Genomic DNA, 13,923 nt, shown 5'->3' with positions numbered 1-13,923 from the left:
GAATATGTGGTTTGTTAAAAAATTATTGAAAGAGAAAAAGAGTGACTGAGTATGGTAATTTTACCAGCTAGCAGATTTTTGCTAGCTTTTTTTTAGATAACGCTGAGATATTTTCTATCAAACTAATATCTTCAATATGTTAAAGAGGGAAACAGGATGAGTATTAAAATCGTTGCCGTAGATATGGATGGAACCTTTCTTAACGACCAGATGAATTTTGATAGGAAACGGTTTAGCGCACAATATTCACAATTTAAAAATAACGGAATAAAATTTGTCGTCGCCAGTGGTAACCAATATTACCAGCTCATTTCCTATTTCCCAGAGATTGCCCATGAAATCGCATTTGTCGCTGAAAATGGTGCCTATGTTAGTAATAAAAACACAGAGATTTTTTGCGGGGCACTCTCGGATCAAGATTGTGACAAGGTCCTAAAAACAATATTACCCATACCTCATCTTGATATCATTGTTTGTGGGAAAAACGGCGCTTCTATGCTGAACTCATCCGATAACGCTTTCTTCACCACCATGAGCAAATATTATCATCGACTTAAGATTATTGATGATTTCAGCCAAGTAGAGGAACCTGCATTCAAGTTCGCAATCAGTTTGCCCGATGAAAAATTGGCGGATTTTATGACTTTCATTGAGGTTGAACTAGCCGGTATTGTCAGCCCCGTTTCCAGTGGCCATGGTTCCGTTGATTTGATAATACCCGGCTTACACAAGGCCAATGGTATTAAAATACTCCAAAATATATGGGGTGTGAAAGATGAAGAAGTGGTGACTTTTGGTGATGGCGGTAATGATATTGAGATGTTACAACATGCCGGTTTTGGATTTGCCATGGCGAACGCGCCAGATCGTATTAAAAAAATAGCGAAATATCAGACTGATTCGAATAATGACTCAGGCGTATTAAATGTCATTGATAAAATTTTAAGAAAAGAACCTCCGTTTGCATAAAGTTTTGGGTTCGTTGCTGGCCATTGTCATCCCCCCTGTTCGCGGCAATCACGAACAGGGCTTTATTATTTCAAACCCTAAACTGCTGATGACGGAATACTGATGAGGATAATAACTGTTCCTTAAAATAAGAATTGATAGTTAATGGTAATGGTAATGGTAATGGTAATGGTAATGGTAATGTTAAAATATTACTGCATATCACTAGTCGGATTTTTATGCAGGATACTAAGTTTAACTATCCCCCTTAATACTGGGCTATGTACTACTCGTAAGCTAAAAGTGTTTGTGGTCCATCGCAGCAGTTATAAATACTGGCGGGCAGAAAAGCTAATGAAAGTGCTCAATATTTAACAGCCAGCGCCAGCAAAAGCATATTCAGGCACAGCAGAACCCCGACGGATCACCCTTTGTTCCGCGCAAGAAAAAACGCCGTGATAAGCAAGGCCGCATCAAGCGCAAGATGTTTACCAAACTGCGCACCGCCCGTTTTATCAAAACCGAATCCAACGCCGATGAAGCCGCCGTTACATTCAGTGGCAAGGTTAATAATCTGGTGCGGGTACATCACTACGGCTTGCGCGATAAAGTTAGCCGCAACGGGCCAACAGTGAAATATGAGCGCCGCCAGTTATTGGGCTTTACTGACGGCGATAGTGAATGGATTGGGGATCTGGCGTTGGAACACATTGCCAAATAGTTATTCCTGCTTAAGTTATTTATCTTTTCTCATTAAATGAAAAATTACTTTTGTCATTAGATATGAAAGAAAAAGAGCCAGAATAGCCATTTCATAATAGAGAGCTATCAGGATATTCGTATTAAGAAAGTTAAAATAACTTATCGCATTGCCAAACTGATCGCTTGACAATACCAACACCAGAACCTCTGGAATAAGAAAGGTCAAGATAACAAATAAAGTAAGAAAAGTCCCAAATTTAGCCAGTCGCATCATACAACTCCATTGTAGTATTTAAAATCCATAATTATAACGTATAGTACATGATTGCTGACAATCAATGGAGTGCTAGTTAATGAATGCTTATTTTTATTTAAAAGAAAAACTAAATGTAGATAGAGAGTTATCGCTATCATGAGAACGCGGGATAAAAGGGGCTGTGAGTTCCGCCAAAGGAACGATCGGAAATGTATATAGTGGTGCTGAAAGAGCCAGTTGGTATACATTCTGTTTCTTTGAGAAATATGTAAGAGAATGTTAGGAAATAAAAGCTGAGGATGCAAGAATAATAAAAGCAATATCAGAGATATACAGAAGATCTGATGTTATCTTTGACATGATAAAGCTTTATGTTGAATATGTTCTTGATAGGTACACACCGCGTGAAAATATGCGGAGTTCCGCTTATCAGTCAACCCATTTAGCTGCTAATCTCTCCGTTTCGATAACCACTAAAAAAGCCATAGCTTACTCTATAGCTAAAACAGTTGCAGAGTCATTCTCTGTATCCAATATTGTACGGGCAGAAATAAATAAGAAAGGTTTGTTTTTAATTAATGCCGGTGATTTATATGGAAAAGTTCAAAAATCCGCCATGGCGGCCAGAAAGCTGCAAGTGATTGACCCCAAATATTATAATTTATTACGAATCAATAATATAGAGATGTTTTACATATATATAGAACCTTTATTTCTAAAGCAATGGAGAAAATACGTTCGAACTCTAATTTAAGCTTTGATGAAATTGTGGATATACTTAATGGCATGGGAAGGTAATGAAAACAATATTATATAACGTGTTATTTTCGACGATCCCATTCGTTGTTGTCATTTTACTTTCAGTTTTCTATTTAGAATTTTTTCCTAATCACTTTGGTAAACTGACATTAGTAACAATTGTGATTGTGTTTTTTGTGTCATGCAAAATAATGCCTAATAAATATATCTAAAATATAATCAATACGGTGGCTATTTTACAGTCATCCTTTGAAAAATTCATGCAATAAGCAATCATTCCATTCTTATCCCCTACACCTCCTATTTTTTCCCTTGTGCCATCCCTCACACAACACCCATCACATGCCCCGCGCGCCCGTAGGCGGCACACTGGCCGCATGAATATCCTTATTGCTGGTCTTAATCTAGTAGCCTATCGGGCATAAATCACCTTGCCACTCTTACTCTGTGCTAGTAGTATGAAAACTCACAGGATAGGAGTTCGAGGCAGATGGATCTATTACATTTCATTGAAACCTCTATTTTTCAAAGGAAAATTGATGGTTTATTAAGTGCTGATGAGTATCAAAGGTTCCAAGAGTTTCTTAGCTTAGATCCTACAGTGGGCGATACTATATCCGGCACGAGTGGATGCAGAAAAATCAGGTGGGCGTTATCAGGGATGGGAAAAAGTGGTGGAATTAGAGTCATTTACTACTACCTGACCCGAGAAGGTGAAATATATCTACTGATAGCCTATCCAAAGAGTGAGAAAGATAATCTGACTAATAGCGAAAAAAACCAGCTCAGAAAAGTCATTGAGGCTATCGAGGAGGCAAAATGAAAGATGAATTATTCAGTGAATTGATGGCCAGTGCTCAGGAAGCATTAGCAATTAAGAAAGGTGAGGTCAAGGCTACCCGAGTGACTACAATCACGTTGCCAGATGTTAAAGCTATCCGCGCAAAAGCGAAACTAAAGCAAGATGAGTTTGCTCAGGTCGTTGGTGTGTCCCCTTCCCTTGTTCAGGCATGGGAACAACATAAAAGAACACCAACCGGTAGCAGCTTGAAATTACTACGCATTATTGAAAAAAACCCAGACATGCTGAATATTTTCAGAATGGCATGACAATGCTAGCATGAGGGGACTCCCTCTCATGCTAATAATCAGATGTATTAGTTGTATTCGTCGTGACTTGAGCGTTTGGACTCAATTATCCATTTGATTCTATACCCCGGGACTGAAGCTCTTTTCTGATGATCCGTTTAATCCATGCAGAGACAGAAGCATCACCATCAGCCTTAAGCGCCAGTTGAATCCCCTCCTCAAGAGACGGTTCTACTCGCAACGCTATTTGTTTGTTTCCCTTTTTTTTAAATAATCCCCACACTAAATAAATTACAACAAGTGATTAGAACCGATGTTCGCACCGCAGAGTTTCAGGCAGAGAATATTTGTTTGTGATGGCCAACCGGCGATGTTGAGTTAAGTTTCTTTTTATTGTGGCGTGATACGGTCAATGGACATGACATCACGCCACATTCCGTTGGCTGATTTATCATTTAAATGGTTATGTATTGGGATACTACATCACAGCATTCCATGTGTTTTAGCGTAATCGCGCAACGCTTCGTTCATTTTGGTTTGCCATCCATCGCCCTGCGCCCGATAGGCGTCTACCACATCGTGATCAATTCGTAGCTTAACCGGCTCTTTCGGATTTGCCAGTTTTGGCCGACCACGGGGTTTCATGACTTTTTCTGCGCCCTCTTGACCGAACAACTCGGTAAATACCTCGGTGGCTGGGCGTGCGCGGGCAAACTCTGCCTCGCCCCACTCAGGGTTATCTGTCATGGTGACTTTACTGATTTTTTTGTTCATATCGCTTTACCTCACGGGAATTGGCCTTACGCAAGCTGATAACATGCACCTTGCCGTTACGTGGTGTGAATACCAACATATGTAACCGCTCTTCAATGTAGCCCAGTGCCTGAAAGCGCCGCTCTGGATATTCCTTACGCAGATCCTCAACAATTAGCGCGGTGACAACTTCAAAATCACGCGCCATCTCAAAGGACAATTTACGTTCAGCAATATTTTTTTCGTTTTTGGTTGGGTCGTAAGATATGTCCATTCATTTAATGTACCCCCAATAAATGGAACAATGCAAGCGATGTTAGCATTCGTGCTTTAGTCTCATTTCCCTTGTGCCATCCCTCACACAACACCCATCACATGCCCCGCGCGCCCGTAGGCGGCACACTGGCCACATGAATATCCTTATTGCTGGTCTTAAACGCCTGTTGGCTACCCACTCGCTGAGTGATGGCGGTTTTACTACTGCGCTGGAATTAGAGGTGAAAATAGATGATTTGGATATGGAATGATGATTTTTAATCAATAATCACGCATAATTATCATTAACACCGACCCTAGTCGGGATGATGCCGGAGTCCGGATCATGTTCAATTGCCCTTTATGCCATAGCGCAGCCCATACCCGCAGCAGCAGCCAGATCACCACCGAAACCAAAGAACGCTATCACCAATGCATCAATGTGAATTGCGGTCATACCTTTGTGACGATGGAAAGTTTTATGCGTTCTATATCAAAGCCCGGCGAGATTAACCCTGTAATGCCTCACCCGCAAACCGGCGGCCAGGTAGTCATGTTCTGACGGCTGAAAATAAATATATCTGCCCTGCCCTAATCCTGCTTTCGCGGGATTTTTTATGGCCTCAAAAAAACGATGCTGCCACCCTGCTGCCATTTTGCTGCCACTTGCCAAATCTCAGGCACAAAATCTATGGTCACCCCGTTTTTGCAACACCGATTTTGATTTATGATGGGCTTGCTTAAATCTATTCGGCGTCTGGTGGACAAGGATGTCCGCGCCATGATGATTATGTTGTTGCGGTTAATCACCATGCCAGCCAGTATTAGGTCAATCACTGCGCCGCCAATCTCACCAGCGATAAAACCTGCGCGTTCTTCTTTCCACTTACTATCCATAGCCACCTCCGTATAAAGTTCGATCAACTTAACATAACTGGCACGCAGTCTTTCGGGCTGCATCCACAACATGACTCTATTTTCAGAACATTCGGAGCTTAAATCATTAGGAGTCGCCAGATAGAGCCAAGTATTATTGAAACAATATTGTAACAATCAGGGAGATAAAGAAATGGATGCTACGTTACTTTCAATGATGCGGTCAGGTGGAAGGAATAAAGACTGGGCAGAAACGATGGTGAATCTGGAGGCCCATAAGCTGATTAATATCGCGAACACACTGTCTGCTTTCCACCTTAGTGATAGTCTGACCCGGATGAATTTTGTCCAGGAAATAAAGGAAGTTGTTGAGCGGCAGTTCGCTGCTGCCCGGCGTGCTAAATCGGACGAAGAATGTATGACCTGCATACAAAGTCTGAGAGCGGAGACGGAAAGCCTTCAGGAACAAGATCGGATGTTGCGGATGAGAACCGCGAAACTTTACGCCAAGGTGGAGTTCGTCCGGGAAAATAACAAAATTGTTGGGTATGTCATTTCAGCTGTAAATGTGGTTTTGTCAGGACTTGAAATGGCAGTCGGTTTCACACTTATAAGTTCAATGACCCCCTTGGGGGTTCTAGCTGGAGCTGTACTTGTTACCGACAGTGCCAATGGCATAAGCAAGGAAATCGCACATTACGCAATGGATAACAAAAGCTCTGAAGGGCTGGTTGCTGATGTGGCTATGTCGGTTGCCGAGTTTATGGGATTTAGTCGTAATAATGGGCTGGGTGTATACAAATCAGTATCACTTGCGGCAAATGCATATAGCATCTTCGGCCTACTTAAACGCCCAGAAACATGGCGTTTATTTCGTTATATTCCCACTGATTATTATCGGAAAATCAGCACTATGAGTCGCCCAAAGTTAACAATGAAAATAGTAGGATATGGCGTTAAAGCTAAAGTCATATTTGATTTAATGTCTATCACTGATTCAGTCCAGCGTTAGTAATCATTTTTCGATATCGCCAGGATTTATATGCAAGCCTGGCTGGGGCTAAATACCAGATAAAAGGCAGCACAATAGCGAGTGTTGCAGCCAGCGTAATACTGGTATCTTTTGATGCCAGCGCTAACGTAAGAGCTAAGATGGCTAATGCAACTATAGTGATCCATTTTGATGTTTTAAAACGGCTAGCAAGATCGTGAGTGACCGAATCCAGTGAGCCTCCATAATTAGCTATATTACTTTTCAGTTTTTGTAAGTCGCTATGTGTAAATCCGGATCTTAGCAGTACCTCTTCGCTTGTTCTCATAACCTTTTTATCCTTAAAAGCAATTGACATTCCTTGAATATATATCAGAAAATAATCACCCGGTCGATAAATATCAATTTTAATGTTAAATAACATATAGTTATATTTTTATCGTATTTTTTTTGTACGGCCATCCCCATCAAATGCAGGTTCGTTTACAGTTAGGAGGTTATATACCGTGGACTGACTGAATAGGCCGGGCAATTAAGCCCGGTGTGATAGCCCAACACTACCCCTACTGTTCTGCACCCAAAAACCAATGTCGATATAGTTTGAAGCATTGACAGTAAAAAAAAGTATGGGAAACTATGGGTCATTCGTTTTATTAATGGTTTAAGCATGATTATTACAAAGAACGAGAGCAACTATATTAAAGGAATAGCCATAATCCTGATGCTCACACACCACTTGTTCGCGTTCCCAGACCGTGTGCCTTATGACGCCAATATCATCAATTCACTTCCTTTTATTGGAGCAAGTGTAGATAACTACCTGGCAAATTTCGGTAAAATATGTGTAGCTATATTTTTATTTATGTCAGGTTATGGATATTCTTTTAAAAATAAAATCAATTTCAAATATTCTATAGATAAATTAAAGAAGTTGTATTTTAGTTTCTGGTTGGTATTTGTTATTTTTATTCCGATAGGTTTCTTATTTGTAAGTAATAACTGGAATGATAGTTCCCCAATAAGGCTGGTTAAAAACATAATAGGGGTCTCATCAGACTATAATGGGGAGTGGTGGTTTATCCGGTTGTATGTGGTGTATGTTCTCGCTCTACCTATAATATCAAGACTGCCACCAACCACTCTATTAATTATATCTTTGGTATCTATAGTTATAGGCTTTTTCTTTGAACAACACGGTGGCCTTGTCGTACTTTTGATATGGTTATATCCATTCCTTATAGGTTATTTCTTTGGAAAGAAAAATGAAAAAATTACAAAGTATAAAGTATAAAAATACAATAAAACAATCATATTTCAATATTATAGGCGTATTATTAACTGTTGTTTTATTCTACTTATTTGATATGTTTGGCTTGATTTTATCGTCTCCATTATTTGTGATGATACTATGTGATATATACAGAAAAACAACCCATCATACCATGGTTACTAACCTTGGAAAATACTCTATGTATATGTGGTTGACGCATTCATTTTTTTGTTACTACTACACGCCAGAAATAATATACTCTGTTAGATACAGTCCGTTTACATTATTACTACTTATAGTGATTTCATTCCTCACAAGTGTAATTTTAACACATATGGAATTTATGATAAAAAATTCTTATAAAAAATTAAAATTATCATTTGCAACACATAATTAGTATTTCACCAAAAAGAGAACCGGACAATTAAGCCCGGCTTGTACTTTTTAAAGGAAGCGGCCGTGGAAAAATTAAATTGAGGAACTGAAGATGTCCCACCAGTTGACAGAGCAGCACCAGAATGTAAACCCGGTTGACACGAAAAATACAATCTCACCACTCTACATGCCCTTTCGCACAGCTATAGCCGCATCACGTAAAAACCCTTTGTGAACCGCATTCCCGACTATCCTCCGCTTTGCATCTAGAAGCTCCATTATGTTGTTGCGGTTAATCACCATGCCAGCCAGTATTAGGTCAATCACTGCGCCGCCAATCTCACCAGCGATAAAACCTGCGCGTTCTTCTTTCCACTTACTATCCATAGCCACCTCCGTATAAAGTTCGATCAACTTAACATAACTGGCACGCAGTCTTTCGGGCTGCATCCACAACATGACTCTATTTTCAGAACATTCGGAGCTTAAATCATTAGGAGCCGCCAGATGGAGCCAAGTATTATTGAAACAATATTGTAACAATCAGGGAGATAAAGAAATGGATGCTACGTTACTTTCAATGATGCGGTCAGGTGGAAGGAATAAAGACTGGGCAGAAACGATGGTGAATCTGGAGGCCCATAAGCTAATTAATATCGCGAACACACTGTCTGCTACCCACCTTAGCGATAGTCTGACCCGGATAAATTTTGTTCAGGAAATAAAGGAAGTTGTTGAGCGGCAGTTCGCTGCTGCCCGGCGTGCTAAATCGGACGAAGAATGTATGACCTGCATACAAAGTCTGAGAGCGGAGACGGAAAGCCTTCAGGAACAAGATCGGATGTTGCGGATGAGAACCGCGAAACTTTACGCCAAAGTGGAGTTCGTCCGGGAAAATAACAAAATTGTTGGGTATGTCATTTCAGCTGTACATATTGTTGTTTCCGGTGTTGTCGTTGCCGGTGGTATGATGATGATAGCCTCAATGACCCCTATTGGGGTTTTAGCAGGAGCAATGCTGGTGGCTGACGGCGCAAATGGGATAACTAAAGAAATAATTAATCTTCAGCCAGGCAACCAGACTTATTCTGAAGGGGTCGTAGCCGATAAGGCTATGGAAATAGCCCAGTTTATGGGGTTTAAAGCAGAATCTGGGCTGGCTTTCTACAATACAGTAACTCTTGGTGCCAGTGTCTACAGTATATTCGGATTAGCAAGGAAACCCGGAGCATGGAGGTTATTCCGTTGGCTACCGCGTGACTATTATCGAAAGGTTGAAACGATGAGCAGGCCCAAATTAACGATGAAAATAGTGGGTTACGGCGTAAAGGCTAAAGTGATCTTTGACCTGCTGTCTACTGACGAGCATTCACGTTAATTTTGATAATTTCTCCAGTATCGCCATGACTTGTAAGAAAGAATTGGCGGTTGACTAAAAATCACTATTAACATAGTGATCAGCAAACCTATACCAGTAGATGTTATGTAGGCCCTATCACTTGAAAAAATAACCCAGATAAACATTGTCATACAGCCGGAAAATATCCATAAAACAATCTTGAACCGATTAGCCAAATCTTGAATGGCTTCCCCAAGGGTTCCGCCATAGCTTTCTACGTTATTTTTAATTTTCTGAAGTTCTGTATGACTGAAGCCAGAGCTTAACAGTGCTTCTTCACTAACTCTCATGACCTTTTCATCCTTAAAAGCAATTGACATTCCTTGAATATATATATCAGAAAATAATCACCTGGTCGATAAATATCAATTTTAATGTTAAATAACATATAGTTATATTTTTATCGTGTTTTTTTTGTACGGCCATCCCCATCAAATGCAGGTTCGTTTACAGGTATTGTGGGTTTGAGGATTTATAGGTGCGGGTTATTACAGTTAGGAGGTTATATACCGTGGACTGACTGAATAGGCCGGGCCATTAAGCCCGGCATTGATTGTTACTCTGGCGCTACTGGCCACTCTATATCTGGCGCGGTTGATAAATCTAATTTCTTCAATTCGATAATGTACTTCTTAACCGAAACTAATTTTTCGCGGTCAGCGTCAGTAATGATATTCAATATCAAGTCAGACTGTAGCCCGTCGATATCTGCTCGAACGAGTGACAGCTTGTGCTCTCTTATTTGCTTTGCATCTGAAACTAAAATCGCTTTGAGCTTTTCATTATTAACAATAATTCCGTTACGTTCACCATTAAATTCCCATGCCGCTTGGTATTGCTGGTCTGGTAATTTGCTGCGCTCAATGATGAGGAAATAATCATCGTGGCTAAATGAATCGAGACTCGCCTGGCTGTTAAAATTAACTACTGATAAACCCGCTTCGTCTTCGTATACCGCTACGAACAAGTCGTCATAGATAATATTTTCATCAGCAATAAGTAAATCATCAGCCGGTACTTCGCCTTTTTTATCTAAATTTTTCATGTTTTATGTCCCTACGCTGAATACAACAAATTGGATTTCATTTTGATCTTGAAGACCGTAATCAACCCCACCGTCTGCGGGGGTCAGAATTCGAAATGAAGTTGCTGCTTTTGATGTGACGGTGGGTTCATGTGTGTTATACGCACCATCAACACCAACAACTACCGCATATGCGCCGGGCATTGCGCTGGAAAAAACTACTGTGTACGTCCCTGCTGCATTCCGCACCACACTTGAAATTCCTACAGAGCCACTCACTGCACCTGTTTTAGCGTTGAACACCGCAAAGGCGCGGGCTGTGCGTGTTGATAGCCAACTGCCACCCCACTGCGCCCCTATGATATTGCCGGTGGAGGAAATAGTCGCATAACCGCCAGCTTGCCCCTCGCCAACAATGACATCAGATTTAGACAGAACGCGCCCACCGCGTAAATCTCCGGTGATATCACAGCGACCATCTGCACCAATGTTTGTTTTGGAAATAAGGTTGCCCTGGGAGATAATATGGCCTTGTTCTGTAAGGGTGCCCGCCAATTGAACATTTGTATCGGTGGTATTAATAAACGGCAAAGTAATATCTTTAGTGCCATCAAAATCAACACCGCTGATTTTACGGGACGTTGCCAGTTTTTCCGCCGCTTTAGCCGTCCCACCGACAGGCAATGAGGCATCAAGCGCGGCCTTTACCGCCTTTGGTGTCGCCGCTAACGTTTCGCTGGTGCTGTTAGTCGAGCTGCTTAGCTGAACAACTCCCTTTTGAGTTAATGAGGCTGAGGGTAAATTACTATTGGCATAACTCTTTATTGCTGACTCCAATTTAATTTGAAGTTCGGCTATCTTTGCTCGCAGTATCGTGCGGTAAGTCTAATCGTGTAAAGCCGGTTAACGAGTCATACGGCCCTTTCCAGCTACCCAAATCAAAACCCAGCCCCTCAGTATCCAGTGAAAAATAGACGTCGGTGATTGGCGTTCTGATGTTTCGGCCAATCCCCACCCACAGACCAACGACATCCTCTTGATTGCCTATTGAGCTATCGAGGTCAAAGTCGGTTGTAAGTTGGTTTGTCGTCTGCTGGATACCGAGGAACGGTGCGGTGATAAGGGATATATGATCGTAAAACTTGGGCTTATTCTTATGATAGGACGTAATGAGACGTTGATATTTAGTCTCATTCATTAAGTCACCATTAATGTTATATTCTCAGCTACACAAGCTGCTGCATCGTTAAAGGCTATCTCAATATTATTTTCAGATAAGGTGGCTGGGGAAGTGCCGATTTCTAGCAGGGTAATATCGTAAGTCAGGCGTTCAATGCTGCCATTCAATTGAGCGGGAAGATCAAGCCGCTTAATACGCACCGGCTCACCAATTTCTATTTCATTAATATATTCAGCGATAGAGTTTTTAATAGCGATACCAATTGATGAGGTATAACCCTGTAGCGCCTTAATTTCTAGCCGGACATAAACCTGCACCGTACCTTTGCGGAAGAAATTAATCGGGTGAACAATGCCATATTTATCTTTAATCGTGATTGTGGTGGTGCCATAGGTGCCAGAACCCGGCCCCTTTTTCAGGGCGATAGTTTGTGCGATTTCTGTTGCATCACCGCCATCAACCACGATAGAGATCGAGTGGCTGGGTATGCCGTTGGCATCCGTAACGCTGGTGTCGTTCTCATAGCCACGGTATCGCTCAACACCAGTAATACCCGCGACAGCTCCTAATATACCATCCAGCACCGTACGCGAGGGTATTCCCTCCATGGGAGCCTATCGCGAGTGTCGCCGTATCCGTTTTATTAGTCTGGCTGAGACGTTTGATGAAACCGTGGAGGCCGTGCGCCATGCGGCTGATGAGGGTGATGAGGGGGATTTTGCTGCCTACATCGCCGCGCAGGGTGGCACCAATTGCGGAAACCAGACTGTGCGTGTCGCCAAACGTATCGCCGATGAGCTGAACACCTACGATGAGGAAGTGCAGAAAGTTGTCGGTATCTATGCGCCGCATTTGGGCGCTGACCATATTCATGAAACCCGGACAACCCAATGGCGCATCGTTTCGGGTGCCGTTGACGTTGAGCCTTTGACTTTAAAAAGCGCCTCTGGCGCGCCTCGGAGTCCTGTCAATAACTGTGGGTTAGGTGGAAATACCCAAGCGCCAAATGACCCCAACGGGCAGGCTGAAACGCCTGTGATGGCGATGGGATACCCACCGGACGCCGTTATTGACTGGTCGGACACTGCCGCCGTGAGGGCGATTGTGGCCCGAGTTAAAGAGAAACAGCCAACGATTAGCAAGGTACAACGCAGTTATGACCCTACCAAGGGCCGACTTATTGCGCCATCTGCCCGCTTAACCCGCGAAGAACGCCAGCGCATCCCCCAAATTCGCAATGATTTACTGCTGAAAGATATCAGCGTCCAACATTGGGAGCTGGAATCGTTAGCCCGTGGGGCAAAAATGGCTGTTGGTGATGCGGTGATCCATTACCCGGCCCTGTCCGACTGGCCGGAATTCGATGATTAATCTACCTGAGAGGAAAACCATGACTAAAACCGATGCAACAACCCGCAAACAAGCACAGCGCCAGCGTGATAAATCTGTCGGTATCAATGAGATTCGCGCCCGGCTTGAGCCAGAAGAATACGCCATGCTGACCGAGGGCATGGCCGCCCGGCGTCTGTTCCGTCCAGCCTATGATTTACCGGAATATATCGCGTTGCTTATTCGGCAAGATAACCAGCGACTAAAAGAGCAACTGGCCGAACTGGGTATTTTAAACTCATCAATATTCACTAAAAAATTTATAATTCAACAAGTTAAATACACTTATATTTCCATTAATTAATAAGACTAAACAGACGGTGTATATGGCAGCAGCCCCCCACACACAGACGGGCTTCTGCGATTGACTGACGGGGGAACTATACGGCTTTTTTTTGTGCCAGGGTTGAGGTGGGGTGTGTGTATGCCTTTGGCCTCATACTATCGAGGGCGATGTCTTGATTCTGACCTGCGGGAGGTATATATTTATCATCCTCTATCAATAACTCCTCCCATACCTTGGCTATCTCGTAAGTATAATCAGCATTACCGAAAGTAAAAGCATCCTTCTTATTTAATTTATAAGTGGCAGCATTTTTATAGCTGGTAGAGATATCTCCTACCATTAATGCTGAACGATATATGTGACATAATTGG

19 protein-coding genes and 4 pseudogenes are annotated in these 13,923 nt (G+C 42.2%); 12 read left to right on the top strand and 11 right to left on the bottom strand.

Annotation, left to right across the window (positions count from 1 at the left end):
• The first annotated feature begins 156 nt into the window (after positions 1-156).
• The 5 genes and pseudogenes from FTA91_RS16385 (at position 157) to nadS (ending at position 3,775) form a co-directional block, all read left to right on the top strand.
• The gene (locus FTA91_RS16385) at positions 157-969 is read left to right on the top strand and encodes a Cof-type HAD-IIB family hydrolase (protein ID WP_050113415.1); all 813 of its coding nucleotides are present in this window, start codon (positions 157-159) and stop codon (positions 967-969) included.
• A 358-nt stretch (positions 970-1,327) separates the two neighbouring features.
• Positions 1,328-1,669: pseudogene (locus FTA91_RS16380) on the top strand (phage virion morphogenesis protein); the annotation flags it as partial.
• A gap of 595 nt (positions 1,670-2,264) precedes the next feature.
• On the top strand, positions 2,265-2,660 hold the full coding sequence (locus FTA91_RS20350) for a hypothetical protein (protein ID WP_235896868.1): 396 nt from the start codon (positions 2,265-2,267) through the stop codon (positions 2,658-2,660).
• A 495-nt stretch (positions 2,661-3,155) separates the two neighbouring features.
• A complete protein-coding gene (locus tag FTA91_RS16365) occupies positions 3,156-3,488 on the top strand; it encodes a type II toxin-antitoxin system RelE/ParE family toxin (protein ID WP_145583620.1) in 333 nt (110 codons plus the stop codon).
• Complete coding sequence (nadS, locus tag FTA91_RS16360; protein ID WP_050113412.1) at positions 3,485-3,775, top strand: NadS family protein; 291 nt, start codon at positions 3,485-3,487, stop codon at positions 3,773-3,775. The genes FTA91_RS16365 and nadS overlap by 4 nt, the downstream gene beginning before the upstream one ends.
• Positions 3,776-4,237: 462 nt before the next feature.
• On the opposite strand, the gene FTA91_RS16355 is transcribed toward nadS, so the two are convergent.
• Together FTA91_RS16355 and FTA91_RS16350 are read right to left on the bottom strand one after the other, a co-directional pair.
• Positions 4,238-4,528, bottom strand: coding sequence for a BrnA antitoxin family protein (locus FTA91_RS16355; protein WP_050113410.1), 291 nt, complete (start codon positions 4,526-4,528; stop codon positions 4,238-4,240).
• On the bottom strand, positions 4,509-4,781 hold the full coding sequence (locus tag FTA91_RS16350) for a BrnT family toxin (protein ID WP_050113409.1): 273 nt from the start codon (positions 4,779-4,781) through the stop codon (positions 4,509-4,511). Before FTA91_RS16350 ends, FTA91_RS16355 begins: the two co-directional genes overlap by 20 nt.
• A gap of 175 nt (positions 4,782-4,956) precedes the next feature.
• Between FTA91_RS16350 and FTA91_RS16340 the strand changes: the two are divergent.
• Positions 4,957-5,034 (top strand): annotated as a pseudogene (locus FTA91_RS16340) (phage late control D family protein); the annotation flags it as partial.
• Positions 5,035-5,108: 74 nt separating this feature from the next.
• A complete protein-coding gene (locus FTA91_RS16335) occupies positions 5,109-5,324 on the top strand; it encodes an ogr/Delta-like zinc finger family protein (protein ID WP_013649733.1) in 216 nt (71 codons plus the stop codon).
• Between the two features lie 53 nt (positions 5,325-5,377).
• Here the strand turns inward: FTA91_RS16335 and FTA91_RS16330 are convergent, their stop codons facing one another.
• Positions 5,378-5,659, bottom strand: coding sequence for a hypothetical protein (locus FTA91_RS16330; protein WP_145583618.1), 282 nt, complete (start codon positions 5,657-5,659; stop codon positions 5,378-5,380).
• Between the two features lie 172 nt (positions 5,660-5,831).
• Between FTA91_RS16330 and FTA91_RS16325 the strand changes: the two genes are divergently transcribed.
• On the top strand, positions 5,832-6,650 hold the full coding sequence (locus FTA91_RS16325) for a DUF4225 domain-containing protein (RefSeq protein ID WP_145583616.1): 819 nt from the start codon (positions 5,832-5,834) through the stop codon (positions 6,648-6,650).
• Here FTA91_RS16325 and FTA91_RS16320 read toward each other — a convergent pair.
• The gene (locus FTA91_RS16320) at positions 6,628-7,053 is read right to left on the bottom strand and encodes a hypothetical protein (protein ID WP_235896867.1); all 426 of its coding nucleotides are present in this window, start codon (positions 7,051-7,053) and stop codon (positions 6,628-6,630) included. The genes FTA91_RS16325 and FTA91_RS16320 overlap by 23 nt on opposite strands.
• Positions 7,054-7,296: 243 nt before the next feature.
• On the opposite strand from FTA91_RS16320, the gene FTA91_RS16315 reads away from it, so the two are divergent.
• Positions 7,297-7,920 carry an acyltransferase family protein gene (locus tag FTA91_RS16315; protein WP_145583614.1) on the top strand — a complete coding sequence of 208 codons (624 nt, stop codon included), beginning with the start codon at positions 7,297-7,299 and terminating at the stop codon, positions 7,918-7,920.
• Between the two features lie 537 nt (positions 7,921-8,457).
• Here the strand turns inward: FTA91_RS16315 and FTA91_RS16310 are convergent.
• A complete protein-coding gene (locus FTA91_RS16310) occupies positions 8,458-8,661 on the bottom strand; it encodes a hypothetical protein (RefSeq protein WP_050116534.1) in 204 nt (67 codons plus the stop codon).
• Between the two features lie 172 nt (positions 8,662-8,833).
• On the opposite strand from FTA91_RS16310, the gene FTA91_RS16305 reads away from it, so the two are divergent.
• The gene (locus FTA91_RS16305; RefSeq protein WP_145536258.1) at positions 8,834-9,652 is read left to right on the top strand and encodes a DUF4225 domain-containing protein; all 819 of its coding nucleotides are present in this window, start codon (positions 8,834-8,836) and stop codon (positions 9,650-9,652) included.
• Here the strand turns inward: FTA91_RS16305 and FTA91_RS16300 are convergent.
• The 5 genes and pseudogenes from FTA91_RS16300 to FTA91_RS16280 all read right to left on the bottom strand — a co-directional run bounded on the left by FTA91_RS16300 (position 9,649) and on the right by FTA91_RS16280 (position 12,485).
• Complete coding sequence (locus FTA91_RS16300; RefSeq protein WP_050113577.1) at positions 9,649-9,963, bottom strand: hypothetical protein; 315 nt, start codon at positions 9,961-9,963, stop codon at positions 9,649-9,651. The genes FTA91_RS16305 and FTA91_RS16300 overlap by 4 nt on opposite strands.
• A 266-nt stretch (positions 9,964-10,229) precedes the next feature.
• Positions 10,230-10,718 carry a tail fiber assembly protein gene (locus tag FTA91_RS16295; protein WP_145583612.1) on the bottom strand — a complete coding sequence of 163 codons (489 nt, stop codon included), beginning with the start codon at positions 10,716-10,718 and terminating at the stop codon, positions 10,230-10,232.
• 669 nt (positions 10,719-11,387) lie between these two features.
• A pseudogene (locus tag FTA91_RS20590) lies at positions 11,388-11,474 on the bottom strand (tail fiber protein); the annotation flags it as partial.
• Between the two features lie 61 nt (positions 11,475-11,535).
• Positions 11,536-11,895, bottom strand: coding sequence for a DUF2612 domain-containing protein (locus tag FTA91_RS16285; RefSeq protein WP_145583610.1), 360 nt, complete (start codon positions 11,893-11,895; stop codon positions 11,536-11,538).
• Complete coding sequence (locus FTA91_RS16280; protein WP_186366644.1) at positions 11,895-12,485, bottom strand: hypothetical protein; 591 nt, start codon at positions 12,483-12,485, stop codon at positions 11,895-11,897. The genes FTA91_RS16285 and FTA91_RS16280 overlap by 1 nt, the downstream gene beginning before the upstream one ends.
• Here FTA91_RS16280 and FTA91_RS16275 point away from each other — a divergent pair.
• Positions 12,472-13,248 (top strand): annotated as a pseudogene (locus FTA91_RS16275) (replication endonuclease); the annotation flags it as partial. The gene FTA91_RS16280 and the pseudogene FTA91_RS16275 sit on opposite strands and share 14 nt — an antisense overlap.
• Before the next feature lie 19 nt (positions 13,249-13,267).
• Positions 13,268-13,570 carry a hypothetical protein gene (locus FTA91_RS16270; RefSeq protein ID WP_235896864.1) on the top strand — a complete coding sequence of 101 codons (303 nt, stop codon included), beginning with the start codon at positions 13,268-13,270 and terminating at the stop codon, positions 13,568-13,570.
• A 76-nt stretch (positions 13,571-13,646) separates the two neighbouring features.
• Here FTA91_RS16270 and FTA91_RS20235 read toward each other — a convergent pair.
• A partial coding sequence (locus FTA91_RS20235) for a hypothetical protein (RefSeq protein ID WP_222423192.1) occupies positions 13,647-13,923 on the bottom strand: 277 nt, incomplete at its 5' end.

Origin of the sequence: Yersinia thracica (assembly GCF_902170565.1) — a bacterium.
GTDB lineage: Bacteria > Pseudomonadota > Gammaproteobacteria > Enterobacterales > Enterobacteriaceae > Yersinia > Yersinia thracica.
Note: the sequence above shows the minus strand (reverse complement) of the source record. Positions and strands in the feature narration are given on the sequence as shown.

Excerpts from the sequence above, each read along its gene's own strand:
- FTA91_RS16385 (WP_050113415.1), top strand. The coding sequence starts at position 157 with ATGAGTATTAAAATCGTTGCCGTAGATATGGATGGAACCTTTCTTAAC.
- FTA91_RS20350 (WP_235896868.1), top strand. The coding sequence starts at position 2,265 with ATGATAAAGCTTTATGTTGAATATGTTCTTGATAGGTACACACCGCGT.
- FTA91_RS16365 (WP_145583620.1), top strand. The coding sequence starts at position 3,156 with ATGGATCTATTACATTTCATTGAAACCTCTATTTTTCAAAGGAAAATT.
- nadS (WP_050113412.1), top strand. The coding sequence starts at position 3,485 with ATGAAAGATGAATTATTCAGTGAATTGATGGCCAGTGCTCAGGAAGCA.
- FTA91_RS16355 (WP_050113410.1), bottom strand. The coding sequence starts at position 4,528 with ATGAACAAAAAAATCAGTAAAGTCACCATGACAGATAACCCTGAGTGG.
- FTA91_RS16350 (WP_050113409.1), bottom strand. The coding sequence starts at position 4,781 with ATGGACATATCTTACGACCCAACCAAAAACGAAAAAAATATTGCTGAA.
- FTA91_RS16335 (WP_013649733.1), top strand. The coding sequence starts at position 5,109 with ATGTTCAATTGCCCTTTATGCCATAGCGCAGCCCATACCCGCAGCAGC.
- FTA91_RS16330 (WP_145583618.1), bottom strand. The coding sequence starts at position 5,659 with ATGGATAGTAAGTGGAAAGAAGAACGCGCAGGTTTTATCGCTGGTGAG.
- FTA91_RS16325 (WP_145583616.1), top strand. The coding sequence starts at position 5,832 with ATGGATGCTACGTTACTTTCAATGATGCGGTCAGGTGGAAGGAATAAA.
- FTA91_RS16320 (WP_235896867.1), bottom strand. The coding sequence starts at position 7,053 with ATGTTATTTAACATTAAAATTGATATTTATCGACCGGGTGATTATTTT.
- FTA91_RS16315 (WP_145583614.1), top strand. The coding sequence starts at position 7,297 with ATGATTATTACAAAGAACGAGAGCAACTATATTAAAGGAATAGCCATA.
- FTA91_RS16310 (WP_050116534.1), bottom strand. The coding sequence starts at position 8,661 with ATGGATAGTAAGTGGAAAGAAGAACGCGCAGGTTTTATCGCTGGTGAG.
- FTA91_RS16305 (WP_145536258.1), top strand. The coding sequence starts at position 8,834 with ATGGATGCTACGTTACTTTCAATGATGCGGTCAGGTGGAAGGAATAAA.
- FTA91_RS16300 (WP_050113577.1), bottom strand. The coding sequence starts at position 9,963 with ATGAGAGTTAGTGAAGAAGCACTGTTAAGCTCTGGCTTCAGTCATACA.
- FTA91_RS16295 (WP_145583612.1), bottom strand. The coding sequence starts at position 10,718 with ATGAAAAATTTAGATAAAAAAGGCGAAGTACCGGCTGATGATTTACTT.
- FTA91_RS16285 (WP_145583610.1), bottom strand. The coding sequence starts at position 11,895 with ATGAATGAGACTAAATATCAACGTCTCATTACGTCCTATCATAAGAAT.
- FTA91_RS16280 (WP_186366644.1), bottom strand. The coding sequence starts at position 12,485 with ATGGAGGGAATACCCTCGCGTACGGTGCTGGATGGTATATTAGGAGCT.
- FTA91_RS16270 (WP_235896864.1), top strand. The coding sequence starts at position 13,268 with ATGACTAAAACCGATGCAACAACCCGCAAACAAGCACAGCGCCAGCGT.